The organism is Haemophilus sp. SZY H56, from assembly GCF_054332415.1.
In genome coordinates this window covers 89,531-113,488 of record NZ_JBTGNX010000001.1, presented here as the reverse complement: position 1 = coordinate 113,488, position 23,958 = coordinate 89,531, and the positions used below count along the sequence as shown (strand labels likewise).

The following is a 23,958-nucleotide window of genomic DNA, read 5'->3' as shown; positions in this document are numbered from 1 at the left end:
AATTCAAAATATCAATAAAAATAACCGCACTTTAGAGCTGGTGATAAACCTTTAAGGCATAGGCATCTGACATGCCCGCGATATAATCACAAATAATACGTTTTTTACCCTGCTCCGGTGCATTTCTCCAACGATTAGCGGTATTCGTTGGCAATAAACGTTCTGGGTCAGACTCAAAAATCTGGAACATTTCTGTGAGAATACGTTGTCCTTTATATTCAATACGTTGCGTTTCCACATGGCGAATTACATATTTCCACACAAACTTTTTGAACACATTTAATGCCGCAATCACATCTTGTGGTAATTCTGCGTTATAACGTAACAAAGGTTCATCAAAATTGCCGGTGACTTTCCAACGCACATGGGTGATAAAGAAATTCACTAATGCCCCAATGGCATTTTTACGTTCAAAATGATGATTGGAGAACAATCGTTGGCTAACTTGCTCTATATTTTTTGCCAACCAATCTGAAGGAATTGTTTTAAGTTCAGCCAATGCTTCTTGCCACTGATGTTGATTTACTACACCAGTCACAATCGCATCTTCTAAATCATGTACCCCATACGCAATATCATCCGCCAATTCCATAATGCTGCAATCTAATGATTTAAATTGTGTTTTTAAAAACTCAGCAGGATTTGACCGCACTTTTTGAAATGAACCAAACAAAGTGCGGTCATTTTCAGAAAGGTTTTGCAACAACCAAGTAAACATTGTGACGTCATCACGGAATAACCCTTTTCCAGGCTTCCAATCGCTAATTTTGACATAACGCGGATCAGCGTTTTCAGTATGCGGCAACTGGGCATATTGCGGGGAAGATAAGTCTAAAATATTCGGATATTTCACCACACCTAAAATAGCACGACGCGTTAAATTCATCCCTGCTGTTTCAGTATAAGGCTCGAGTTTAGTAATAATACGAAATGTCTGCGCATTGCCTTCAAAGCCGCCATGATTACGCATCATATAATTGAGCGCCACTTCCCCACCATGACCAAACGGTGGATGACCAATATCATGTGCAAAGCACAAACTTTCAATTAAATCATTGCTTGGTAATAAAGGCTTGAGTTGTTTCTGTAATTCACTTTTTTCGATATGAAGCTGGTCTGAAATAGCAACATAACTTTCCGCAAATTTTAATTGGGAAACCAGGCTGCTACCGATTTGTGCCACTTCAAGGGAATGAGTTAAACGAGTACGATAAAAATCATTTTCACCCACCGCGTGAATCTGTGTTTTGGCTTGTAAACAACGGAAAGCAGCAGAATGTAAAATCCGCCCGCGATCACGACGAAATGGTGGTCGGTGATCTTTTTCGCGAGGCGGATCAGGAAGGAAACGTTCAGTCCAAAAATCAGCTAATTGGGTTCTCATAAAAATAAACGAATAACATGGAATACTAAGGGGGCTAAAATTGAGCTCATAATACCGCAAAGTACCAAAGAAATCGAACTATAACTCCCCGCTTTCGGATCAGCTTCCATACAGCTTACTGTGCCGAGTGCGTGAGAAACTGCACCAACAGATAACCCCACCGCTTCTTGTTGTTTGATACCGAGTTTTTTCAAGATGAGATAACCAAAAACCGAACCTTGCAAACCTGCAACAATCACGCCTACGGCTGTAACGGCTGGAATACCGCCTAAATGAGAAGACACTTCCATCGCAATTGGCGTGGTAATTGATTTGGGTAATACGGTCGCCACCATTTCAGGACTCGCTCCTAAAATAATTGCCAAAATAGCGCCAGTAAACATAGAAAGCAAAGAAGCTAATATCACCACAGAAAGAATGATTTTCCACTGTCTCGCGATTTGTTGAAGCTGCTCATACAATGGCAAGGCAAGCGCCACAATACTTAAACCAAGCAAATTATTAATTGGTGTATTCCCCGCCATGTAATCATCATAAGAAATATCCCCAATTTCTAAAATCAGCACGAGAATTGATACCGTTAGGACGAAGGTATTGAAAATCATAGATTTCCAACGTTTACTAATTTGCAATGCGAGCCAAAATCCGAAAATCGTTAAACCGGTATAAAGATAAATTGCATATTGCATAATGAAACCTTACTCTGCTTGAATATTACGTTTTTCTAATACTTTTTGACGTTTATGGGTAAAGGATTGTTTGTAAAACAAATAATTCCCAAGAAATGCGATAATGAAGAGCGTCAGAAAAGTACTAAGAATATTTGGAATAAGTAAAATTTTCCATTGAGCAACAAGTAAATCATAATATTTAATAATGCCTACACTCACCGGCACAAAAAGTACTGCCATGTAACGAATCAATAGACTAGAACCCAAATAAATCCATTCCAAGCGAATGATACGAGTGGTTAATCCGATAAAAAGTATCAATAATCCCCAGATGCTGCCAGGAATTCCAACGGGTACATAGTGCGAAATCAAATTGCCGAGTAGCAACATAATGTATAAAATCACGAGTGAGCGAACAAGTTGAACGCCTTTTTGGAGTAACATATTTCCTCTTTCAACTTATTTAACAATAATTCAAATTTATTTTACGCTTTTTTTGTTAGAATTACCCCCTCTTTTTAGTTAAATTTTGCGATATAGATCAAAGAAATTCAAAATGATTAAGAAATTCTTATTATTTTTAACCATAATTTTGACCGCACTTTGGGGTCAATTTTCAGTCTCTGCGGAACGCCAAATGGCGTGTTGGGTGGTGGGTGTCAGTGATGGCGATACTCTAACTTGTCTCTTACCCACTAAAAAACAATTCAAAGTACGATTACAAGAAATTGATGCCCCTGAGAAAGGTCAGGCATTTGGTAAGAAAGCCAAACAATATCTTTCACAGCTTGTTTTCAAACAAAATGTGACGTTGTCAGTTTCTGGTTATGATCGCTACCAACGTATTTTGGCAACGGTTTATCTACAAGAACAAAACATTAACTTAGAAATGGTGAAAAATGGTATGGCGTGGGTTTATCCGCAATATGCTAAAAATCCAATCTACTTTCAGGCACAAGATTTTGCCCAACAACAAAAAATCGGCTTATGGCGAGATCCCACCCCTATTGCCCCTTATGAATGGCGTAAACAGAAAAAAACACTCAAACACGGAGATAACCATGGCTTTTGATTATCAATCATTTAAAAATGAATTCCCTTATTTTAAATCGCCAAATGCCGTGATTTATTTGGATAATGCAGCGACGGCATTAAAACCTCAAGCACTCATTGATGCAACGACTACATTTTATCAATCGGCAGGCTCCGTACATCGTAGTCAGTACGAAGCGGCACAGACAGCACAATATGAAAATGCTCGTCACCTAGTTAAAACCTTAATTAATGCAGAAGATGAAAAAGCGGTAATTTGGACGTCTGGAACAACTCATAGCATTAATTTGGTTGCCAACGGTTTACTCCCCTCTTTACATGCGGGAGATGAAATCTTAATTAGCCAAGCAGACCATCATGCTAATTATGTTACTTGGCATGAAACAGCGAAAAAATGCGGAGCGAAAATTGAAGTGCTGCACATTTCGGATAATTGGTTAATTGATGAAAATGCCTTGATTGCAGCATTGAATGAAAAAACTAAGTTAGTAGCACTCAATTTTGTCTCCAACGTAACGGGAACGGAACAACATATCCAGCATTTAATTCAACTAATCCGCCAACATAGCAATGCGCTCGTTTTAGTAGATGCCGCTCAGGCTATTAGCCATATACAGATTGATTTACAGGCATTAGATGCGGATTTTATTGCCTTTTCTGCACACAAAATTTATGGACCAAACGGCATTGGTGTATTAAGCGGAAAATTAAGCTCGCTTTCCCTGCTACAACCACTTTTTTACGGTGGAAAAATGATTGACCGCGTATCCCATGAATGTATTACCTTTGCCGATTTACCTTATCGATTAGAAGCCGGTACACCAAATATTGCGGGCGTGATTGGCTTTGGTACAGTGCTAGATTGGCTCAAAAAATGGGATTTTCAGGCTGCCGAGGCGCATGCTATTGAGCTTGCCGAGCAAAGTAAAGTGCGGTTGAAAAACTATCCAAATTGTCGTTTATTCAATTCACCACAACCGAGTTCAGTAGTTTGTTTTGTTTTTGATGGGATTGCGGCATCCGATCTTGCTACGCTCCTGAGCGAACAAAAAATTGCGTTGCGAGTTGGCGAACATTGCGCCCAACCTTACTTAGCCCGTCTTGGTGAGCGTACTACATTAAGACTTTCTTTTGCGCCTTACAATAGCCCGCAAGATGTGGATGCTTTTTTTGCGGCATTAGATAAATCCTTAGAGTTATTAGCATGCTAGAAAACATTAAACAGGCAAAAAATTGGGAAGATCGTTACCGTTTCATTATTCAAGCCGGTAAGCATCTTCCTCAACCCTCTCCAGATGAATTAGCTCAAATGCAATCGATTCAAGGCTGCGAAGCAGGGCTTTGGTTTAAGACCATTCCACAAAATGACGGCACGTTTCAATTTCAAGCTTACAGCGAAGCGCGCATTATGAATGGTTTGTTATGGTTGTTGTTACAAAACATCAATGGACAAACCAATAATCAACTACAACAATTTAATATTCGTCAATTTTTTGATGAGTTCGGTATTGCCTCTCGCTTAAGTGAAACTCGCTTGAATGGTTTAAAACAAATCGAAGAAATATTGCACAATCTGTAATTATGTATCTGATCGAACCCTTTTTTAAATTAGGCGCCTTAGAAAATGATATCGGCCAACAAAGCCGTTTGCTCAATGCAGTCATCGACCAATGGCGTTATAACGGACAAATTATCGGCCGTGAAATCCCGCTTTATTTAACAGAAGAAGAGGGAGAACAAGGTTTTGCGATGCGCGTCATTTGCCCTGAGCAAGATAGCCTTTTACCCGAGAATAATAACCAAACTGTGAATCTGGCGATGGAAAATGCTGAAAAGTGCGGTCTACATTTTCAAGGTTTCCAAATTATTGCCGATGATTTAAATGCAGACAGCACCGCAGAATGTAGCCAACCAGCATGGCAGATTCTCTATACTACACATTTGCAATCTAGCTCCCCCTTGCATAGTGGAGATGATTTTTCTCCAATTCCGCTCTATAAACAGCTAAAAAATCAACCTCATTTAAGCCAAGATTTGATTAAATGGCAGGAAAATTGGCAGGCTTGCGATCAGCTGCAAATGAATGGTTCGGTTTTAGAAAAAGAATCGTTAAACGAAATCGCCGAGGTTAATAGCACGCTCAGCAAACATGGACGCTACCTTGCTACTGAAATTGAAAAAGAAAGCGGCATACCGACCTATTATTATTTATACCGTGTCGGAGGCCATTCTTTAAAATCGGAACAGCAACGCTGTTGCCCGCAATGTGGTGGAGATTGGGCATTAAACGCGCCGCTATTTGATGTGATTTACTTTAAATGCGACCAATGTCGATTAGTCTCGAATGTGTCGTGGAACTTTTTATAACGCTTTCGTCATTTAGGAAAACAAATGAATTATCAAGATAAAAGTCTTCAATCTTTAAAACTCGGTCAAGCAACAGAATATGCGGCGAATTATGACCGCACTTTGTTACAACCCGTGCCTCGTAAACTCAATCGTGATGGCTTAGGCATTACCGAACAACAGCCTTTTACTCAAGGCGCTGATATTTGGACAGCCTATGAAATTTCTTGGTTAAATCCAAAAGGTTTGCCGCAAGTCGCCATTGCTGATGTGGAAATTGATTATCGCAGTGAAAATTTAATTGAATCAAAAAGCTTTAAACTCTATTTAAACAGCTTTAACCAAAGTCAATTTGCTGATTTTGCTAGCGTAGAGCGCACGATGCGAGAAGATCTCAGTGCTTGCGCTCAAGGCGAAGTCAAAGTACGTTTACATCCATTATCCCACTATCAAGGACAAAGTATTGATACTTTCACGGGCGATTGCATTGATGATCAGGATATCGAAATCCACAGCTACGAATTTAATGCAAACATTTTGCAAAATTGTACGTCCGATAATGTGGCGGAAGAAATCTTAGTAAGCCATTTATTGAAATCTAACTGTCTGATCACCAGTCAGCCCGATTGGGGAACCGTGCAAATTCATTATGTAGGTAAACAAATCGATCGCGAAAAACTTCTCCGCTACATTGTGTCTTTCCGTCAACATAATGAGTTTCACGAGCAATGTGTCGAGCGTATTTTCTGTGACTTGATGCATTACGCTAAACCAGAAAAACTCACCGTCTATGCGCGTTATACGCGTCGTGGTGGATTGGATATTAATCCATTCCGTTCTAACTTTGAGGAAATTCCGCAAAATTTACGCTTGGCAAGACAATAAATCACAAAACAAAAGTGCGGTGAAAATCAACCGCACTTTGTGGGGTAGTGACAATATTTGCATAAAGGAAAAGAAAAAATTTGGCGGGAAAAATTTGGCTTAGGGCTTGTGTGGCGCGGAGTTGGGCGATTTTGTGGTCAAATTTATGCAAAAAATGAAAATGGTGAGAAAGGCTGTAAAATGGTTGAAAATTGGGTTTTATTTTGCATAAAAATGAACGGTGGATTTGTGGTTTTTAAACCGTTTTAAAATTTTAAAGACCATTTTAAAAAGGTTTTAAAGTTTTTAATAAATGGGTTTAAGGCAGTTTCTATGTGGAAACTGCCTTTTTTATTGGTTATTTATGGTTGTTTTGGCGCGTTTGGGTGAAATCTAGCGGTTTGTTGTGTGTGATTATGGGTAGAATTAGCGAAAATGCGCCATTATTTGGCGATATTTGAAAGGAACACTGGCATCCGTGCCGTTGTGTTTTAAAATATTAAGAAATTGCTTGTGATGCGGTTTTTGGGGATTTTACCGACATTGATGTCGGTGACATATTAGAAGTCCCGATAACCACGCACAACTTGCCCTATCACGACAAGGCTGTTTGCTTCTTCTGTGTCTAGTTTTAATGGGCGATAGGATGGGTTGTCACTAATTAGCTCTACTCCACCGTAGGTAAATTGTACTTTCTTTACCAGCATTGATCCGTTGTGGTTTAGTACAAATATTTTCCCTTCTGTTAATTCGCGCTTAGAGCGGTCAACAATGATTTCTTCGCCATCCTTCAAGGTTGGGTACATGCTCTCGCCACTTACCAAGAACATGGCGCAATCCTTCGCTTTTAATCGGCGCGATTGTAACCATGCACGTTCAACCTTGGTTGTGCTTATTTCTTCGTAACCATTATTAAACGCCCCACCGCCAGCGGATAGACGAATCTCTCGGCAGTCTTCAATCTCTGCAAAGGTTTCGTCATTGCCAGCCTGTAAATTAATGTCATGCTTTACTATCTGTGGTTTTGTATCGTCCATATCACCAACACCAAGGGCTAACCATTCAAGGTTTACGCCTGAAGCATCTGCAATTTTTATTAAATTCATTCTAGAAGGGTCCGCTTCTCCTTTTACCCAACGCGCCAATGACGCTTGGGCTACGCCAACTGCTCTAGCAAATTCACTGTAATTATTCTTAAAGCTTTTTTCTGCGATCAATTTCATGCGATTTGAGAAGTTTTCATCGTAAATGTTTGGCTTGCTCATCTTTTACGGTTTCCATTTGTTTTTGTTAATCGTAAAACAAATCCATAAGTCTTTGATTTTGTTAAAACTTAAACGTAAAGCGAAAATATTTTTAAAAAATTTAAGTTTTACGGTTGATTTGTTTAAAGTTTTACGGTTTAATACACGCACTAGGTACATAAAAGGAGGTGTATTAAATGAGTGTATTAAGCGACACAAAAAAAGCCGCAGCAAATGATTGGCATCGTGCGGATATTTTGGCGGCGTTGCGTAAAAACGGGTGGTCTTTGCGTTCTTTAGCTCAAGCAGGAAACGTGAGTTACAACACATTAAAGACCGCACTTGATAAGCCTTATCCAAAAATGGAAAGACTTATCGCTAATGCGGTTGGCGTTGCTCCTGAAGAGATTTGGGCTGCGCGTTCTCGGGAACGAATTGAACGTAACCGAAGACCTGTTTTAACGAATAAGTTTTAATCTTAAAGGAATTTAAACGTAAAAGAAACTAAAAGGATCATTTATGAATGAAATTTCTTTGAAAACGCACTATTCGGTGGCGGAGTTGTTGAAACTTAAACTTTCAACCTTACCGCAAGCACACAAAAATGTTTTAGATAAAGCAAAACGCGAAAACTGGGAGTCCCGTAAGCGCGTTGGCAAAGGTGGCGGGATGGAATATGCGCTTTGTTCTTTACCGCAGGCATTGCAAGACGAGATTCGCACAAAGTTTGCAGTATCTATTGTAAAAGCAAAACCAAAATCACTCCCAGCCGATCTCCGTCAGGTGGAATTAAAAACCTTAACGGAAAAACAACGTGAAGTAGCGGGGGCAAGAATGGCGTTAGTTGCCCAAGTGGCACAGCTCGAACAAGCTCAGCCACGTTATAAGGCGATTAAGTTCTTTTGTAAACAAATCAAACATGGTGGCATTTCCGATGATTTGATGAGATTGGTGGAAACCGCCAATAACAAGAAAGGGAAAAATCGCACTTTATCTGAACGCACTTTGAACCAGTGGGTGTTGGATTATGAAAAGGCAGATACGCCTGAAGAACGATTAAAAGCCCTCGCACCAATGCAACGGGTGGCGAAAAAGGCAGAAGAAATTGTGTGGTTGCCTGACTTTTTGGCGGTGTATCGCCAAACCAATGGAATCAATGTTGCAGAAGCCTATCACTATTTTTCGGCTGAATGGGATGCACGTTTTGCAGATGAGCCATTGCGTTTAGAGATGAAACCGAGCATTGACCAAGTTCGTGCTGCGTTGGCGAAATTGCCAAAACACATTAAAGAAATTGGTCGTAAAACAGGTTCTGAACTCCGTGCCCTTAACACTTATGTGAAACGTGACTGGAGCGTGTTGCAGGTAAATGATGTGTGGGTAGGTGATGGCCATGCGATGAAATTGAAAGTCGCCCATCCTGAACACGGTCGCCCATTTATTCCTGAGGTGACATTAATAATGGATGCATCTTGTCGTTTTATTGTGGGTTGGTCGGCAAGTTTGGCGGAAAACGTTCTAGCGGTGGCTGATGCCTTGCGTTATGGCGTGGAACGCTACGGTATACCGGCAATTTATTACTCCGATAACGGTGGTGGTGAGAAAAACTGGATGCTTGATGGTGATATTACGGGGATGTTGCCACGTTTGGGGATTAATCACCAAACAGGGATTCCAGGCAATCCACAAGGGCGTGGGATTATTGAGCGGGTTCACCAAACGATTTTATATCGTATCGCTCGCCAGTTTGAAACCTATCATGGTACTGGAGCAGACCGCGACACCATTCGACAAGTGAGCACCGCAGTTATTTCACTAGATAAGGCAAAGCGTAAAGGATCGGCTCAACTAACACCAAAACAACAATGGGCTGTGGGTAAATTGCCAAGCTGGAATCAGTTTTTAGATGCGGTTCAAGCAGGGGTTGATTGGTACAACAACGAGCATGTGCATAGTGAAATCGGTATGACACCGGCACAAAAACGCCGTCAGTTGATGGAGAAAGTGAACCCTGATGATTTGGTCTTTGTTACACCGGCAGAATCAAGAGATCTATTCCGCCCAAGCGTATTAAGAACGCCTGAGCGAGGTTGGTTGAGATTATTTAATAACTTTTACTTCAGTACGAAGTTGTTAGATGTGGATGGTATCGAAGTGCAAGCATCTTTTGATATACACGACCCAAGCCAAGTGATTGTAAGAAAAAAAGACGGCACTTTTGTTTGTTATGCCGAATTAGATGGCAATAAACGTGATGCGTTCCCAGTTGCCTTTGTTGAGAAAGTTCGTAAAGAGCGTCATGCACGCCGTGCGAAATTGAAACAAGAACAGCTTGATGAGATTAATGCGGAAATGAATCCGATTATTACGATTGAGCATCATCAATCAGGTTTTGAATTGTTGAAAACACAGGCAAAACCTAAAAATGAGAAAACGCCAATTTTCTTAACTAAAGCAGATAAAGAGGCGTGGGAACAAAGAAAAAAGTTAGTAAATGAATAAGGAGAACAAGATGAAAGCACAAGAATTAAAAGCGTTTATGGATGCGAACAAGATGAGCCAAAAACAAGTGGCGAGCTTATTTGATGTATCTATTACGACTGTTAGCCAATATATCAACGGTAAATATCCAACTGATACTAAATGGTTAGATAACAAAGTGGATGAATTATTGGCACGTCATAAGGCGAAAGTGGTTGAAGCAAAATACAACAATGCATTTGTACCCACTCAAACAGCAAAACGCGGTATGGAAATTATGCACTTTGCCCACGCAGAGGGCGAAATTAATGTGATTTATGGAGCTGCAGGATTAGGCAAGACGCAGATGCTAAAACAATATGCGAAAGAACATAGTTCAGCCATTTTAATTGAAGTTGATCCAAGCTGCACACCGAAAGTGCTGTTACGCAAGATTGCTGAAACTGTAGGGGCGACCAGTCGCGGTGTTAATAATGATGTTTTGGCAAGCATTGTGGAAAAACTCAACGGTGCGGAACGTTTGTTAATGATTGATGAGGCCGAGTTACTTTCTACCCGCTCTTTGGAATTTATCCGACGTATTCACGATTTAACAAATTGTGGGGTGATTTTAGCGGGTATGCCTCGCTTGTTGGTGAATTTAAAAGGCAAAAATAATGAGTTGGCACAGCTTTATAGTCGAGTGGGTTTTGCTTGCGACCTTGGCAATGCATTACCTGAAAGTGATTTGGCGATGTTAGCAGAAAGTGCACTTAATACGAGCGAATTTAATGCGGCTTTATTGAAAGCCTGTAAAGGTAACGCACGTCGATTAAGTAAGTTAATGCGCGGCGTTGTACGTTCGGCAGAGATTAACGAGACCGAAATTAGCGCAGAGATGATTGAACAATACAGCAAAATGTTAATTAGTTAAGGAGACGATTATGTTACAGGCAAAAACAACCAAACGCCTAAATAAAAACAACGCTTTAATGTTGGCTTATCTGGAACAAGTAGAAAAAGCAGTGAAACGTTTAAATGAAATGGGACTTACTGTGGTGAATGTGCATTTTGAAAAAATCAAACCAACCGTTCGTGTGATGGCAAATGCGGTGACAGATCGCTTAGAGCGTGAACAACGCGCTTTTGTTTATCAAGTTGGACGCGATGTGGGGAGATACCAAGAAGCACAGTTTGCAGTAGAAGGTATTCGAGTGATTTGGCGTAAGTATTTGAATTAGGAGGAGCGATGGCAACGCGTCGGCAAATTTATGCAGTCTATCGTGGCGAAGAGAATTTGGGTGACGGGACGGCAGAAGAATTAGCAAAGAAACTCAATGTGAGCGAAAAAACGATTTACTGTTCGGCAACCGCCGCCCGACGTGAACGTGATAAAGGTAAGCGGCTTGTAGTGATTAAGTTAGGAAAAGAGGAAATCTAAATGAAAGTAATGATTGAAGGTAAAGAATATTGGCGAGATGCAAAAGGCAATTTAACTCCTGCTGAGTTGGTGAAAGAAATCGACAAAGCACGTGATGCACTCGTGTATGAATGGGTTGAACGTGGTCGTGATTTAAGCAAAGCAATTAGCCATTTTAAAGAAGGCATTTTTGGTGATGTACAAGCCTTTATTGAGCTTTCTGCCGAGAAATATGGCGCGAAAGTGGGAGGCAACAAAGGCAATGTGACTCTTTTCAGCTATGACGGTAAATACAAAATTCAACGCGCAATTAACGAAAGTTTGCAATTTGATGAACGTATTCAAGCAGCAAAAGTGTTGATTGACGAGTGTTTGAATGAATGGAGCGAAGGCTCTCGCCCTGAATTGAAAGCCTTGATTGAGCGTGCGTTCAATGTGGATAAAGAAGGAAACCTCAACACCTCCCGCATTTTGGGTTTGCGCCGCGTCGAGATCCAAGACAGTCGCTGGCAAAACGCGATGCAGGCAATTAGCGAAAGCGTGCAAGTGGTAAGCAGTAAAGCTTATGTTCGCCTTTATGAACGTGTTGGAGAAACCGATCAGTATGTGCCGATTGCGTTAGATGTAGCTGGGGCTTAAAGCTTATTTAAATGCCCTTTAAATCTCCCCTAACCCCTCTTTACAAAAGAGGGGGCGGGATGAGGGGCATTAGTAATAGGTTTTAATCATTAACTAAGGAGCAATGTATGGAAAAACTACGAACCTATAAAGATTTTAGCACGTTAGCTGTTGAAATGGAGCGTGCCGGTGCATGGGCAACTGCTGAGGCTGCTTGGCAGAGAGCGGCTATTGTTGCTCGAAAAAGCGAAAATGAAGAATGGGCATTAAACCGCCAAAAGATGTGTGCGCATTATGTGCGTTATCCAAATAGAAGACCGGAGGTGAGACATGGCTAAGTATGTGGCACGCTTTTATTGTTTGGTTGAGGCAGTTGTTGAAGCTGAAAGCAATGAACAAGTGTTAGATATGTGTGATTTAAATGTGTGTGATGTCAATAAACTGCCACACACGATTACGGAAATTGATGATGTGGTTGAAGTGGAGGAAGTATGAGTGAAAAAAAAGCGCAAGTCACCGAGCAACTGGCACAGATTAGAGAGCAAATTGAAATGGCGCAGGATATGTGGCTCGATAATGACGAAATGGCATGCTTGAAGCTGTTACAAGCGGCAAGCAGAGAAATGAAAAGTGTGGCATGGCGGATTACGCCGATGTTGGGGTGAGTATGGAACAAGACAAACTACTCAGGAAAATCAAAAAATTGTTGGCATTGAGCAAATCAAATAATCCGCATGAAGCAGCAAGCGCGCTGGCTATGGCGCAAAAACTAATGGCGGAGAATCAGCTTAATCAGTCACAAGTTGAATTTAGCCAAGCCCACGCTAAGCAGAAAACCGCCATGAAATCCGCCAGATATGTACACATGCTGATCTCAGTGATTACAAAGGCGTTTGGCGTTGAAGGTTATTTATCTAACGCTTACCCAGGCAATGATTACGGCGAAAACAAAATGCACGTTGTATTTTACGGCGCAGAAGAACGCCCTGAAATCGCATCTTACTGTTTTGATGTGTTATATCGCCGATTACAAGGGGCGCGTAAAGCGTTTTTAGATACGCAAAGCAAGCATCTAAAACGTAGCACGCTGATTGCTCGGGGAGATTCTTTTTGTGAAGGCTGGGTTGTCGGCGTGAATCAAAACGTGAAACAGTTTGCAATGACACAGGAAGAAAAGCAAAAAATGGAAAGCTACAAAGCTGAAGCATTTAAAGAAGAGAAATGGAGCGAAACCAAAGTACGCGAGAAAGGAAACTCAAAAGACTACGGTTTGGCGCAAAGTGCAGGCTATAAACAAGGAAAGGAAGTTACGCTGAATCACGGTGTAAATGGGAAAGAAACGGTTAAGTTGGGGGTGAGAAAATGAGTGACAAAATTTATGAATTTAGACAAGTTGAAGACTTTTTGCAGTTAACCGAAGAACAGTTTAATCGTTTCTTGCCTGATTTTATTCATTGGTTTGCTATTCGCAAAACATTTATACAAAAGAAACAAGTCGCTATCGAAGAGCTTGGTGTTGTTGTGCAGGTTAATCCGGAACCTGTTATTAAGTGGAAGGATGATGGAAAAAATGGGGTTGATGGTTACGAAGTAACGATTAGACACCATCAACATGGCGAAAATGATGTAAAAATCAAGGTAAGAAAAGAAAAATAAAACCCATTTACAGCCCATTAAATCTCCCCTACCCCCTCTTTACGAAAGAGGGGAATGAGTTAGATAAAGTGGGCTGAATAATGTGTTTTAAATCAAGTTTAAAGGAGTTTTAAAAGTGAAATTATGCCGTTGCCCGGTTTGCCATAGTGACATCCATTTGGATGCGCTGTTGGAAGATGATGCTGGGCGAGAGATGTTGGGGATTATTACTAATTTAAAAGGCAATAATGCCCGTGCGTTGGTGAGTTATATTGGGTTGTTTCGCCCTGAAAAATCTGCGCTATCTAATGGGCGTGCGTTGAAATTAATGCAAGAAGTATTAGAGATGTATCAACCTAGTCCATTATTGGCTCATGCGTTGAATGAAACGGTGCAAGCAGTGATGAAAAACCGTCGGGAAACACGCAATATTCAAGCTCTAGCGAATCATAACTATTTGAAGAAAGTGTATGAAGGGGCGAAACCGTTGTTTGCGGTGGTTCGTAATGAAGGCAAAGCCGAAATGCAAAGTACGGTAAAACAGGAAGACAACAATCGCATGGCAGCGATTCAGTATATTGAACGTTATGCTTCTGTTGGGCAGTTGCAATTTGTGGAAAATATGCCTGAGTTTGCGGTTTGGAAAGCCTGGAAAGAGGAACAGGAGAAAGGTTATGCAGCGTAAATCATTAATTGCGAAAATCCATATTGGGAAAAATCAATTGGGGCTTGATGATGAGACATATCGCAGTTTACTTGCCAATGCAACAGGCAAAACCAGCTGTACAGAGATGAGTGACGGTGAATTACACCAAGTCTTGAATGTGATGGCTCAGAAAGGTTTTAAATCCAGTTCAAGCTTTTGGGGAAATCGGCCGTCACCAAGTGAAGATAAGAAAATTTATCTCGCTAAAATTACTGCACTTTTAATCAAACATAACTTACCGAAAGAATATGCCGATGGTATTGCAAAACGATCTTTTAAAGTGGATTTTATCCATTGGTTACGTCCGTGGCAGTTAAAGAAAGTCGTGCAGATGTTGTCAGTGTATGACCGGAATAAAAAGACGTTGTAAGATGAAATTATCAGGTGTAAATTAAAGGCTCTTTGGAGCCTTTTTTATTGGATTTTTTATGAAGAATTTATTTGTGATTATATTGCTTGCCAGCTCTTTTGCTGTCAATGCAGGGGTGTTTGACCATGCAAAAGAAGAAATTAAAATGTTCAAAGATTATCCGTTTGATATTCATAAGAATGATTTTTTAGAGCGATTCAAGTATTTTGGAAAATGTATGGCTTATTCCGAATCTAGAATTTGTGCTCCTGAAGGATATGAATCGCTTTATGGAGCAAAATTTAATATAGTCATTACTTTAGATAAAAATAAAACAAATGGAGTTATTCTTCGTCTAACCGATGCAAGTATTGCAAGAGCTGATTTTTGGGAATTATTTCGAGGATTAATTAAATCAGGTTTTTCTCTTTATCAAGTTGAGGATAAAAATGGTATTGCAAATCGTTTTGACGATATTTTAGCATCAACTAAAACAGGACAGAAAATAAATAATGTTGATTCAAAATTAGATATTCTAGAATCAAAAGAGCGTACATCTCAAAAACTCTTTTATGTAGAAACCGATAAGTTGAATTCAATTTTGAAGTCAGGGCAAAGATTTTCTTCATCAGAAGATATAATTTCTAGACTTCCAAAAGATACAAGATTTATTGAAATGGACGTAATGAGTTTTCACGGTCAGAGTTATTCAGTTGAAATAAAAATATCATTGCCTAAACTGGAAGTTACAAAGGCAGATGACCGCCCTATTGAAAAGTTTTAGTCAAATCCCACTTCGGTGGGATTTTTTTTATCTTTTTTATGCAAAATACCGCCTTTTTCAAATTTCCGTGTGAGAATGAGCAAAAAATAACATTGTGGAGGTGATTATGGTGGAGAATTTGGAAGATGTAGCGGAACTTCTGCCGGAAACTGTACAACAGATGGTTGATTTAGTTGGGTTTCCTGCTGTTGAAAAAATCATTACAAATTTTGGTGGGGCAACCTTTCGATTTACCGATGGAGCGCATTATTTCCCTAAGCTCAAAGCATTAATAGGTTTGGAAAGTGCGGTGAAATTACGCGAAGTTTTTAGAGGTGAATGGGTTTATATTCCACGCTGTGAAACGGCTTTGCGAGTGTTGCGTAATTATCGCTTTAAGGCTGATTTTGATTATTTAACCCAACATTTGAACATATCAGGACGCATGGCCATGCTTGAACTTTGTCCTAAATATCAATTATCGGATCGCAGTGGTTGGGAAATTTTAGCACAAGTACGTAAGCCTGAGGAATCCAGTAATTTTGCCTTGTTTTAGTGCTGAAGTTGCTCCACTCTTCATCTTACTCTCTTTTTTCGATAATACCCTTAATCATTAATAGATTAAGGGTATTTTTTATGTCTTTAAATTTTTCACAGATTTTCAACCGTTTAATTGGTCATGAAGGCGGCTACGTTAATGACCCAAGAGACCCAGGAGGTGAAACCAATTGGGGGATCACTAAACGTACTGCTCAGGCAAACGGTTATCAAGGTAGTATGCGAGCAATGACGCGTGAGCAAGCTTATAAAATCTACTACTCCGCATTTTGGCTACGTTATCAATGCGACAAAATGCCAGAAGCGGTGGCTTATCAGTTTTTTGATGCTGCGGTAAATCATGGATTAGGTAATGCGAGTCGTATGTTGCAACGTGCAGTCGGTGTTGTTGATGACGGTGTGATTGGCAATATGACGATTGCCGCTATTAAAAAAATGGCGATTTCTGATGTGATTATGCGTTTGAACGCTGAACGCCTTGAGTTTTATTGCAAACTCAGCACTTTTACGACATTTGGTAAAGGCTGGGTTCGTCGCGTGGCGGGCAATCTTAAATATGGAGCAATTGACAATGAAGTTTAAATTTTTAGGCGTGTTTAAACGTGTTTTTAATTGGTTACAAAACCGAGTTTTGACAACCAGAAAACTCCCGCAAAATCGACCGCACTTTTATAGTAAAAACGCATGGAGCTATGCCTTTCGTGGGAAACCCACTCCAGCTGAAGTGATTATGTGGAGATTATGTCAATGAATAAGTTTTTTGAATTATTTACCAATAGTGATGGTCGTGCGAGTACGACAGGTTTTATTCAGTTTTTCGGTTTCTTAGTCATGGCCGGTGTGCTGATTTATGCCGTTTATCTTGACCGTTCTACGGTCACTGACTTGTTTTTTTATTTTGCTTGTTTTTGCGGTGGTTCGGCTGCAACCAAGGGTGCTGTAATGGCATATCAAGCCAAACAAAACAAGCCAGAAGAACAGATTACAGGCGAAGTTTATGTCGAACCGGAACAAACGGATAGACCAAGGGGGATTTAATGACGTTACAGATGATTTTAATCGGCTCAGGTACTGCGCTGGCTATTTGTGGTTATGTGGTATTTAAGCTCAAACGTGCAGGGCGTGAAATTGACCGATTATTAAAAGATAACGAGCAGTTGGTGCGTGAAAAAGCAGTCTCCGATACGCAGGTGAAACATTATGAAACGAGAAAACAACATGAAGAAAACAGTCGTAATGCTGACCGTGACACTCTTATTGATGGGTTGCACAAGTCAGGGGATCTCCGTGATTAATGCAAGCTGTGCCGGTTTCTCGTTGATCTCTGCAAGCCGTCAAGATACGACAGAAACCTTGCGTCAAATTAAAGTGCATAACGATACATATCGAACTATTTGTCAGCGAGGTGAAAATGGAAGTACACATTAATGGGATGATGATTTTTAATGGGTTGGTATCTGTTGCGGTGTTCTTTATTGGTGTGTGGTTTAAGAAATTAGACAGTGAGTTTAAAAGCCTGCATGACGAAGTTAAAGAAGTCAAGCGCGATTATGTCTCAAAAGAAGTGGCTAGTATCACCAATCAAAGCATTTTAGATAAATTAGGGGCAATTTCTGAGCAATTGCAGTCCATTACGAAAAAATTAGATAACAAGGCAGATAAATAATGTCAGCAAGAGATCGGAAACGCTTAGAGCAATTAACCGAAAGCGCACAAACAAATGCAAAACTAGATGAAATTTTAGATTTGACCCGTGCAGTCAATCATAAAATCGACCGTTTAGATGGGCGTGTGGATGATATTGATGTCCGTTTAGCTAAGGTAGAAAACAGTATGGCTAAATTGGGTGTGCGATCCGCTTTAGTTGGCGGTCTGGGCGGTTTATTGGTATCGGTTGGATTTGAGCTAATCAAAGCCAAATTAGGAGGCTAGTGAATATGGCACATGATGAAAAAACCAAGGCAGATGTGCGCCGTTATTATGTGTTTGATTGCTTAACGCTGGAATCAGCCGCAGAAAAAGCCAAAGTGTCCTATAACACTGCTCGACGCTGGAAACGTGAAGCTGAAGCTCGCGGCGATAATTGGGACAAAGTGCGTGATGCATCAACAATGGCAAGTGGAAAGGTTGAAGATGTTGCTCGTGGTATGCTTACCACCTTTGTGCTTTATTTTGAAAGTACCATGGATGAGTTGCGTAAGACCGAAGACTTGCCTGTTAGTGAGAAAGCAAAACTGATTCAAGGCTTGGGTGACAGTTACTCGAAAATGGTGGCGAGCAGTAAGCGGTTGTTGCCTGAAGTGTCTGAGTTGGCGACAGCGTGGAAAGTTATTGAGATGGTAACTAATCTAATCAAAACTAAACATTCTGATTTATTGCCTACCTTTTTGTCTGTTTTAGATGACTTAGAAAGCATTGTTAAGCAGGAGTTTAAATAATGGAAAAGCAAAATCAAAGCATTGTGCATAAGCATTACTATTTTCGCTGGATTGTGCAATTTGTCTGCATTGTATGTGCTTTTAAGTTAATGGCTGCCGGTATCAAAGGTTGGGGCTGGCTTTTATTTATTGCGGTAATGTTATAGATGAAATACAAAGATTTCGAAAAACAGCTCGAACAACTACGTGCTGAATTACAGCGCAATATCGAAGCGAATTTTGAAGGTTGGGATGATAAACCGCATGCGATTGCAGAGCGTCGTAAAAAAGTCTTAGATAAAGAAAAAGGGTTTGAATATTTTGTTCAAGCCTATTTTCCGCATTATGTACGTTCTCCACATAAATCCCAGTTACACGAATATCTGTTTAAAAATCTTCCGCTTTCGGTTGAAGAAACAGATAAATCCGTCCGACAAGCTATTGCCGCACCCCGCGGTGAGGCGAAATCCACTATTTGTACGCAATTATTCCCGCTTTGGTGCATGGTATGTAACCTTAAAAATTACATTATTATTGCTATGGATACCAAAGAGCAAGCCTATGGCATGTTAGAAGCCATTAAAGTTGAGGTTGAGTCAAACCCAAGACTTGCTATTGATTTCCCCGAACTTACGCCGGGCAAAGTTTGGCGTGCCGGTGCAATTCTTACGTCTAAAGGGCAAAAAGTGGAAGCGGTCGGTGCTGGGCAAAAGCTACGTGGACGTCGCCATGGAGCTTTTCGTCCTGATTTAGTTGTATTAGATGATATAGAGAACGATGAAACTGTTCAAACACCTGAACAGCGCAATAAATTACACAACTGGATTTTAAAAGCCGTTCTAAAACTTGGTGCCGCCGGTGAGAAATTTGACGTAATTTACGTCGGCACTATTTTGCACTATGACAGCGTATTGAACCGAATTTTAAATACTAAAGGCTGGAGAAGTGTCCGATTTAAAGCCATTTTGCGTATGCCGGACAATATGACGTTATGGGATGAATGGGAAAACATCTATTTGTCTGAAGAAGGCGACGACGACACCTTATCTGACTTATTTTATCAACAGCATAAATCGGAAATGGATGCTGGTTCCGTTGTGTCATGGCTTGCCCGCCCAATTTTATATTTAATGAAAGAACGCGCCAAAGACGGACATTCGGCATTTGATTCCGAGTATCAAAATGACCCGGTCAGTGGCGATGACGCGATTTTTGCCAATAGTCTCCATTATTGGACAGAGTTACCTAATAACTTGATTTATTTTGGTGCGGTTGACCCATCACTGGGTAAAGCAGGTGCAAGCCGTGACCCGTCTGCGATTTTGGTTGGCGGCTATCACAGAGAAACTGGCAAATTGTATGTAGTTGAAGCGCAGATTAAAAAGCGTTTACCCGATTTAATTATTGAGGACGTTATTCGCCTACATACACAGTATAACTGCCATCGTTGGTTTGTAGAGACAGTACAGTTCCAGGAATTTTTAAAAACCGAGTTGGTTAAACGTTCAGCTGCGCGCGGGAAACCTGTGCCTGCTACGGCAACAAAACCCAATAGTGACAAAATGCTTCGCATTGAGAGCTTGCAACCGCATATTGCCAATGGGTTAATTTTATTACACCGCTCACAATCCACCCTTGAATCACAGTTAAGACATTTTCCAAAAGCTGATCATGATGATGGCCCAGACGCACTGGAGATGCTATGGCGTAATGCAGTAAGTAGTTCTGCGGTGATTGAATGGATAAGTATTAGTGAGTTAGATGATAGCGAGTGGGATGAAGATGAATCGGATCTTTATTCTGTGTGGAAACAATAAGGTGAATTTATGGGATTGTTAGACAAATTTAAAAACCTTTTAAAAGACAATGAGACAGAGCCTACGCAAACTGATGATGCGGAAGTTACCGCTACAGGACGAGTGTTAGACGATCATCCTTCAGCCAAAATCACACCATCAAAATTGAAACAAATTTTAGATGATGCAGAAAATGGTGATATTCAGGCTCAGCATCAGCTTTTTATGGATATTGAAGAGCAAGACAGTAGCATTGCGGCAAACATAATGACACGTAAGCGTTCAGTGCTTACGCTTGATTGGCGTATTGTCGAACCACGTAATGCAACACCTGCAGAAGAAAAATTACAAGCAGAAATTGACGAGCTATTTTACCAGTATCCTAACCTTGAAGATTTATTTATGGATCTCATGGATGCGGTCGGGCATGGTTTTTCTGCGCTCGAAATCCAATGGGCACAAGTGAATGGGAAATGGATACCAAAAGGCTTTAAACCTTGCCCTCAGTCTTGGTTTAAATTAGATAAGCACGATAATTTGTTATTACGTACACCAACTAATCCAATGGGCGAACCTTTACGACCATTCGGCTGGGTGGTACATCGCCATAAATCACGTTCTACACAACTTGCACGAGATGGGTTGTACCGCACATTGGCATGGCTTTATATGTATAAGCATTATTCGGTGCGTGACTTTGCCGAGTTTTTGGAACTCTATGGTATGCCTATTCGTATTGGTAAATACGGTGCAGGCGCGACAACAAGTGAAAAGCGCACACTGTTACGTGCACTTGCAGATATTGGTCACAATGCCGCAGGCATTATGCCTGAATCCATGCAGATTGAACTTCACAATGTAGCAAGTGCTGGAGCTGCATCAGGTAACAATCCATTCTTACAGATGGTAGATTGGTGCGAAAAATCTATTGCGCGTTTGATTTTGGGGCAAACTTTAACGTCTGGGGCTGATGGTAAAAGCTCCACCAATGCGTTAGGTAATGTGCATAATGAAGTGCGTCGTGATTTGATGATTAGTGATGCAAAACAGATTGCACAAACTATCACTCAACAAATCATTTTGCCGTATTTGCAGATTAATATTGATCCGAATATTGCCCCTTATCGTGTCCCTTATTTTGAGTTTGATACGAAAGAATATGAAGATTTATCCGTATTTGCGGATGCAATCCCTAAACTTACCGGCATTGGCGTTCAAATTTCAGAGAGTTGGGTGCGTGATAAATTAGGTATTCCTGAGCCACAAGAAGGAGAACTGATTTTAAGCACACCACAAGGCGAGAAAACGGACGAGAAAACTACCGCGCTTTCTGCAGTGTTTAACCACGGTAAAGGCTGTACTTGCGGTTGTCGTTCTGCTGCGTTGTCGGCTAAAAATGGAAAAAAGGACGAACAAGATGAATTGGACGGTTTGATTGATGATGCAATGGTTAATGCAGATTTTAATCAACAGCTTGATCCTATGATGAAACAAATTGTAGGCGTGGTTATGGCAAGTGAAAGCTATGACGATGCACAGGAAAAACTAATCGCACTTTATCCTGATTTAACCAGTGAAAGCCATCAGGCCTATTTGGCAAGTGCGGTATTTTTAGCTGATTTATTAGGAGCTGCCAATGCCGAGCGCACCTAAGTTTGCCATTGGCGTAGAACCAAAACAAGCCATTGAGTTTTTACGCCAAAAGAAAATGCTGGCGGGCAAGGTGTTCACCAAGGAACTGCACGATAGCGCCTTGGCGCGTGCGACGACCATTGCACGCCTTTCCAGCCTTGAGATGACCAAGGATATTTACCAATCTTTAGAAACCGCTATGCGTGAGGGCAAAGGCTTTCATACTTGGAAAAAAGAACTGGTAAGTGAATTTGAACGTAAAGGCTGGATTTTTGGGAAAGATCCGTCTATTCGTGGTATTGATGGGCATTTATTGGCTGATCCAAAAACGGGTGAATATTTTGGCACACCGCGTCGGTTAAATACGATTTATCGTGTCAATATGCAGTCAGCTTATTCGGCTGCGCGTTATCAACGCTTGCGTGATAACGTGGATAATCGCCCTTATTGGCAATATTCCGCCGTGGGTGATGCGCGTACTCGCCCTGCCCATTTAGCATTGAGCGGTAAGGTGTATCGTTATGATGATCCGTTTTGGGCGACATTCTATCCGCCTAATGGGTTTAATTGTCGCTGTACGGTGATTGCATTAGGTGAAAGAGATTTGAAACGTCGTGGCATGGATAAGCCTGACGATAGCTCGGAATTTTTGGTAGAGGTGGAACGCCCTGAGGATAAACAAGGTAATCGAGAAAAGACGGTAGGGTTTAAATTACCTGATGGCACGGTACGCGTGACGGATAAAGGCTTTGATTACAATGTAGGGCGTATTGCGTATAAGCCGAATTTGGATCTTTATCCGGAAAAGCTAGCGCATGCGTTTGCGAAGGTGGAAATGAAAGGTGCGGAGTTTAAGCAAGATTTTGAATTATTGGCAAAGCATGTGGCCGAGATGAAACAAACGCTCACCCCTGACGGAAAAAAACTCACCACTGAGCAGATGTTACAGGTACGTGATAGCCTAACCAAAAACTTTAAATTTGCAGCAGGTGTGTTAAGCGCGGAAAGTAAGGATTTATTGAATAGTAAAACTGGCACAGTGTGGCTTTCTGATGATACTTTGATTAAGCAATTTAATAGCCGTGATGGGCAGGATTTTGGGATTGATGAGTATGCGGATTTGCCAGATATCATCAATTCTCCAGATAAAATTGTAGTCGATGAACTAGGATACCAATTTTATAAGGATGTTAATGGTAAGAAACTGCTTGCAGTATTGAAGGTTTTAAGCAAAGAACCAGAAATTTTTGTACAGTCGTTTAGATTAGTAAGTGATAAGCAATGGAGAAAGGCATTTAAAGAGTAAGCCACTAGGCGGGGCTCGAACCCACCGCACACAGTCCAAGGTACTATTTCAACCTATCGCTTGCGATCCTCGAGATTCATCGCTTTTCTAGTGGCTATGTGACTATACCCCGTTAAATTTTAAAAATCAACGATTATGATAGAAATTGAAATCAATAATGCGCAAGAAGTTGCCATTGTACTAGAGCGACTTGCACAAGCTACCACTCATCGCACCCCGTTAATGCGAAGTATTGCAGGCACAATGGAATCTGCTGTGCTGCAAAATTTTGATGTTGGGGGGCGTCCAAAATGGTTGGGGCTTAAATATCGTCAAGGTACACCGTTGGTTGATACAGAAAATTTGATGGGCAGTATCACGTCTGACTACACTAACGATACCGCTGTTGTAGGAACGAATGAACCGTATGCAGCGATCCATCAATTCGGCGGTAAAGCAGGACGTGGACGGAAAACCACGATTCCTGCTCGTCCATTCTTAAAATTAACACCTGAAGATGAAGCGGATATCATGGAAGATATTCAAGCGTATTTTCAACGTTTAATTAAATAATTCCGCTAAGCGTTCTAAATCGCACGTATAGCGGTTTTATTATTTCAAGGTATAAGTTTTCATCTTTAATTTTTTAAAACGTTTTAAAACGGTTTTAAAGCGTTTTAAAATGGGTTTGTGTTGTTTCTTATAATCTAATCTTTTATTCCTCCAATATCTACTCTTTCAAAAAATTGAAATTATG

General features: G+C 40.7%; 37 protein-coding genes. 33 read left to right on the top strand and 4 right to left on the bottom strand.

Annotated elements, in window-relative coordinates:
* Positions 1-31: 31 nt before the first annotated feature.
* Genes ACXVWP_RS00610 through ACXVWP_RS00600 form a run of 3 tightly spaced genes read right to left on the bottom strand, consistent with a single transcriptional unit; the run spans position 32 to position 2,499 of the window.
* Positions 32-1,384: an anti-phage deoxyguanosine triphosphatase gene (locus ACXVWP_RS00610; protein WP_289901741.1), complete on the bottom strand. Its 1,353-nt coding sequence runs from the start codon at positions 1,382-1,384 to the stop codon at positions 32-34.
* On the bottom strand, positions 1,381-2,076 hold the full coding sequence (locus ACXVWP_RS00605) for a CidB/LrgB family autolysis modulator (RefSeq protein WP_289901791.1): 696 nt from the start codon (positions 2,074-2,076) through the stop codon (positions 1,381-1,383). The genes ACXVWP_RS00610 and ACXVWP_RS00605 overlap by 4 nt, the downstream gene beginning before the upstream one ends.
* 6 nt (positions 2,077-2,082) lie before the next feature.
* Positions 2,083-2,499: a CidA/LrgA family protein gene (locus ACXVWP_RS00600; RefSeq protein WP_289901740.1), complete on the bottom strand. Its 417-nt coding sequence runs from the start codon at positions 2,497-2,499 to the stop codon at positions 2,083-2,085.
* Positions 2,500-2,611: 112 nt separating this feature from the next.
* Between ACXVWP_RS00600 and ACXVWP_RS00595 the strand changes: the two genes are divergently transcribed.
* Genes ACXVWP_RS00595 through ACXVWP_RS00570 form a run of 6 tightly spaced genes read left to right on the top strand, consistent with a single transcriptional unit; the run spans position 2,612 to position 6,588 of the window.
* Positions 2,612-3,127, top strand: coding sequence for a thermonuclease family protein (locus ACXVWP_RS00595; protein ID WP_289901739.1), 516 nt, complete (start codon positions 2,612-2,614; stop codon positions 3,125-3,127).
* Positions 3,117-4,319: a cysteine desulfurase gene (locus tag ACXVWP_RS00590; RefSeq protein ID WP_289901738.1), complete on the top strand. Its 1,203-nt coding sequence runs from the start codon at positions 3,117-3,119 to the stop codon at positions 4,317-4,319. Before ACXVWP_RS00595 ends, ACXVWP_RS00590 begins: the two co-directional genes overlap by 11 nt.
* Complete coding sequence (locus ACXVWP_RS00585; protein ID WP_289901737.1) at positions 4,313-4,687, top strand: SufE family protein; 375 nt, start codon at positions 4,313-4,315, stop codon at positions 4,685-4,687. The genes ACXVWP_RS00590 and ACXVWP_RS00585 overlap by 7 nt, the downstream gene beginning before the upstream one ends.
* 2 nt (positions 4,688-4,689) lie before the next feature.
* Positions 4,690-5,475, top strand: a complete 786-nt coding sequence (locus tag ACXVWP_RS00580; RefSeq protein ID WP_289901736.1) for a Zn-ribbon-containing protein — start codon at positions 4,690-4,692, stop codon at positions 5,473-5,475.
* 24 nt (positions 5,476-5,499) lie between these two features.
* Positions 5,500-6,339, top strand: coding sequence for an NADPH-dependent 7-cyano-7-deazaguanine reductase QueF (gene queF / locus ACXVWP_RS00575; protein WP_289901735.1), 840 nt, complete (start codon positions 5,500-5,502; stop codon positions 6,337-6,339).
* 57 nt (positions 6,340-6,396) lie between these two features.
* Positions 6,397-6,588 (top strand): hypothetical protein, encoded by a 192-nt coding sequence (locus tag ACXVWP_RS00570; protein ID WP_458473140.1) that lies wholly within the window; start codon positions 6,397-6,399, stop codon positions 6,586-6,588.
* A 290-nt stretch (positions 6,589-6,878) separates the two neighbouring features.
* Here ACXVWP_RS00570 and ACXVWP_RS00565 read toward each other — a convergent pair whose 3' ends face one another.
* On the bottom strand, positions 6,879-7,583 hold the full coding sequence (locus tag ACXVWP_RS00565; protein ID WP_297567968.1) for a LexA family transcriptional regulator: 705 nt from the start codon (positions 7,581-7,583) through the stop codon (positions 6,879-6,881).
* A 176-nt stretch (positions 7,584-7,759) separates the two neighbouring features.
* Between ACXVWP_RS00565 and ACXVWP_RS00560 the strand changes: the two genes are divergently transcribed.
* The 27 genes from ACXVWP_RS00560 to ACXVWP_RS00430 all read left to right on the top strand — a co-directional run bounded on the left by ACXVWP_RS00560 (position 7,760) and on the right by ACXVWP_RS00430 (position 23,774).
* Positions 7,760-8,038: a helix-turn-helix domain-containing protein gene (locus tag ACXVWP_RS00560; protein WP_005698104.1), complete on the top strand. Its 279-nt coding sequence runs from the start codon at positions 7,760-7,762 to the stop codon at positions 8,036-8,038.
* A 43-nt stretch (positions 8,039-8,081) separates the two neighbouring features.
* Complete coding sequence (locus tag ACXVWP_RS00555; RefSeq protein ID WP_297567970.1) at positions 8,082-10,064, top strand: Mu transposase C-terminal domain-containing protein; 1,983 nt, start codon at positions 8,082-8,084, stop codon at positions 10,062-10,064.
* 10 nt (positions 10,065-10,074) lie between these two features.
* Positions 10,075-10,956, top strand: a complete 882-nt coding sequence (locus tag ACXVWP_RS00550; RefSeq protein WP_297567971.1) for an AAA family ATPase — start codon at positions 10,075-10,077, stop codon at positions 10,954-10,956.
* Positions 10,957-10,966: 10 nt separating this feature from the next.
* Positions 10,967-11,263, top strand: coding sequence for a hypothetical protein (locus tag ACXVWP_RS00545; protein WP_297567975.1), 297 nt, complete (start codon positions 10,967-10,969; stop codon positions 11,261-11,263).
* An 8-nt stretch (positions 11,264-11,271) separates the two neighbouring features.
* Positions 11,272-11,463 carry an HTH domain-containing protein gene (locus ACXVWP_RS00540; RefSeq protein WP_005698001.1) on the top strand — a complete coding sequence of 64 codons (192 nt, stop codon included), beginning with the start codon at positions 11,272-11,274 and terminating at the stop codon, positions 11,461-11,463.
* Positions 11,464-12,081 carry a DUF3164 family protein gene (locus tag ACXVWP_RS00535; RefSeq protein ID WP_297567979.1) on the top strand — a complete coding sequence of 206 codons (618 nt, stop codon included), beginning with the start codon at positions 11,464-11,466 and terminating at the stop codon, positions 12,079-12,081.
* Positions 12,082-12,188: 107 nt separating this feature from the next.
* Positions 12,189-12,398 (top strand): ANR family transcriptional regulator, encoded by a 210-nt coding sequence (locus ACXVWP_RS00530; protein WP_049368128.1) that lies wholly within the window; start codon positions 12,189-12,191, stop codon positions 12,396-12,398.
* Positions 12,391-12,555, top strand: coding sequence for a hypothetical protein (locus tag ACXVWP_RS00525; protein ID WP_165816493.1), 165 nt, complete (start codon positions 12,391-12,393; stop codon positions 12,553-12,555). The genes ACXVWP_RS00530 and ACXVWP_RS00525 overlap by 8 nt, the downstream gene beginning before the upstream one ends.
* The gene (locus ACXVWP_RS00520; RefSeq protein WP_297567984.1) at positions 12,552-12,725 is read left to right on the top strand and encodes an FMN-dependent NADH-azoreductase; all 174 of its coding nucleotides are present in this window, start codon (positions 12,552-12,554) and stop codon (positions 12,723-12,725) included. Before ACXVWP_RS00525 ends, ACXVWP_RS00520 begins: the two co-directional genes overlap by 4 nt.
* Before the next feature lie 2 nt (positions 12,726-12,727).
* On the top strand, positions 12,728-13,426 hold the full coding sequence (locus ACXVWP_RS00515) for a DUF2786 domain-containing protein (protein WP_297568155.1): 699 nt from the start codon (positions 12,728-12,730) through the stop codon (positions 13,424-13,426).
* On the top strand, positions 13,423-13,716 hold the full coding sequence (locus ACXVWP_RS00510) for a hypothetical protein (RefSeq protein WP_297567985.1): 294 nt from the start codon (positions 13,423-13,425) through the stop codon (positions 13,714-13,716). Before ACXVWP_RS00515 ends, ACXVWP_RS00510 begins: the two co-directional genes overlap by 4 nt.
* Before the next feature lie 115 nt (positions 13,717-13,831).
* Positions 13,832-14,380, top strand: a complete 549-nt coding sequence (locus tag ACXVWP_RS00505; RefSeq protein WP_297567987.1) for a hypothetical protein — start codon at positions 13,832-13,834, stop codon at positions 14,378-14,380.
* On the top strand, positions 14,370-14,771 hold the full coding sequence (locus tag ACXVWP_RS00500) for a gp16 family protein (RefSeq protein WP_297567988.1): 402 nt from the start codon (positions 14,370-14,372) through the stop codon (positions 14,769-14,771). Before ACXVWP_RS00505 ends, ACXVWP_RS00500 begins: the two co-directional genes overlap by 11 nt.
* Positions 14,772-14,829: 58 nt before the next feature.
* Positions 14,830-15,534 carry a hypothetical protein gene (locus ACXVWP_RS00495; protein ID WP_297567990.1) on the top strand — a complete coding sequence of 235 codons (705 nt, stop codon included), beginning with the start codon at positions 14,830-14,832 and terminating at the stop codon, positions 15,532-15,534.
* A gap of 106 nt (positions 15,535-15,640) precedes the next feature.
* Complete coding sequence (locus ACXVWP_RS00490; protein WP_297567992.1) at positions 15,641-16,069, top strand: Mor transcription activator family protein; 429 nt, start codon at positions 15,641-15,643, stop codon at positions 16,067-16,069.
* 80 nt (positions 16,070-16,149) lie between these two features.
* A complete protein-coding gene (locus ACXVWP_RS00485) occupies positions 16,150-16,653 on the top strand; it encodes a glycoside hydrolase family 108 protein (protein WP_297567993.1) in 504 nt (167 codons plus the stop codon).
* A gap of 165 nt (positions 16,654-16,818) precedes the next feature.
* Entirely contained in the window at positions 16,819-17,109 is a 291-nt protein-coding gene (locus ACXVWP_RS00480) for a DUF2644 domain-containing protein (RefSeq protein ID WP_297567995.1), read from the top strand.
* Positions 17,109-17,366 (top strand): DUF2681 domain-containing protein, encoded by a 258-nt coding sequence (locus ACXVWP_RS00475; RefSeq protein WP_005698000.1) that lies wholly within the window; start codon positions 17,109-17,111, stop codon positions 17,364-17,366. The genes ACXVWP_RS00480 and ACXVWP_RS00475 overlap by 1 nt, the downstream gene beginning before the upstream one ends.
* Positions 17,359-17,499, top strand: a complete 141-nt coding sequence (locus ACXVWP_RS00470) for a hypothetical protein (RefSeq protein ID WP_005698102.1) — start codon at positions 17,359-17,361, stop codon at positions 17,497-17,499. The genes ACXVWP_RS00475 and ACXVWP_RS00470 overlap by 8 nt, the downstream gene beginning before the upstream one ends.
* Complete coding sequence (locus ACXVWP_RS00465; protein WP_005698034.1) at positions 17,483-17,737, top strand: hypothetical protein; 255 nt, start codon at positions 17,483-17,485, stop codon at positions 17,735-17,737. The genes ACXVWP_RS00470 and ACXVWP_RS00465 overlap by 17 nt, the downstream gene beginning before the upstream one ends.
* Positions 17,737-18,003, top strand: coding sequence for a hypothetical protein (locus ACXVWP_RS00460; RefSeq protein WP_005698137.1), 267 nt, complete (start codon positions 17,737-17,739; stop codon positions 18,001-18,003). Before ACXVWP_RS00465 ends, ACXVWP_RS00460 begins: the two co-directional genes overlap by 1 nt.
* A gap of 5 nt (positions 18,004-18,008) precedes the next feature.
* Positions 18,009-18,509: a DUF1804 family protein gene (locus ACXVWP_RS00455; RefSeq protein ID WP_297568002.1), complete on the top strand. Its 501-nt coding sequence runs from the start codon at positions 18,009-18,011 to the stop codon at positions 18,507-18,509.
* Positions 18,509-18,655 (top strand): hypothetical protein, encoded by a 147-nt coding sequence (locus tag ACXVWP_RS00450; protein WP_297568004.1) that lies wholly within the window; start codon positions 18,509-18,511, stop codon positions 18,653-18,655. The genes ACXVWP_RS00455 and ACXVWP_RS00450 overlap by 1 nt, the downstream gene beginning before the upstream one ends.
* A complete protein-coding gene (gene terL / locus ACXVWP_RS00445; RefSeq protein ID WP_297568006.1) occupies positions 18,656-20,305 on the top strand; it encodes a phage terminase large subunit in 1,650 nt (549 codons plus the stop codon).
* A gap of 9 nt (positions 20,306-20,314) precedes the next feature.
* Complete coding sequence (locus ACXVWP_RS00440) at positions 20,315-21,937, top strand: DUF935 domain-containing protein (protein ID WP_297568008.1); 1,623 nt, start codon at positions 20,315-20,317, stop codon at positions 21,935-21,937.
* Positions 21,921-23,222, top strand: a complete 1,302-nt coding sequence (locus ACXVWP_RS00435) for a phage minor head protein (protein WP_369866513.1) — start codon at positions 21,921-21,923, stop codon at positions 23,220-23,222. Before ACXVWP_RS00440 ends, ACXVWP_RS00435 begins: the two co-directional genes overlap by 17 nt.
* Before the next feature lie 135 nt (positions 23,223-23,357).
* On the top strand, positions 23,358-23,774 hold the full coding sequence (locus tag ACXVWP_RS00430) for a phage virion morphogenesis protein (RefSeq protein WP_297568015.1): 417 nt from the start codon (positions 23,358-23,360) through the stop codon (positions 23,772-23,774).
* Positions 23,775-23,958 lie beyond the last annotated feature (184 nt).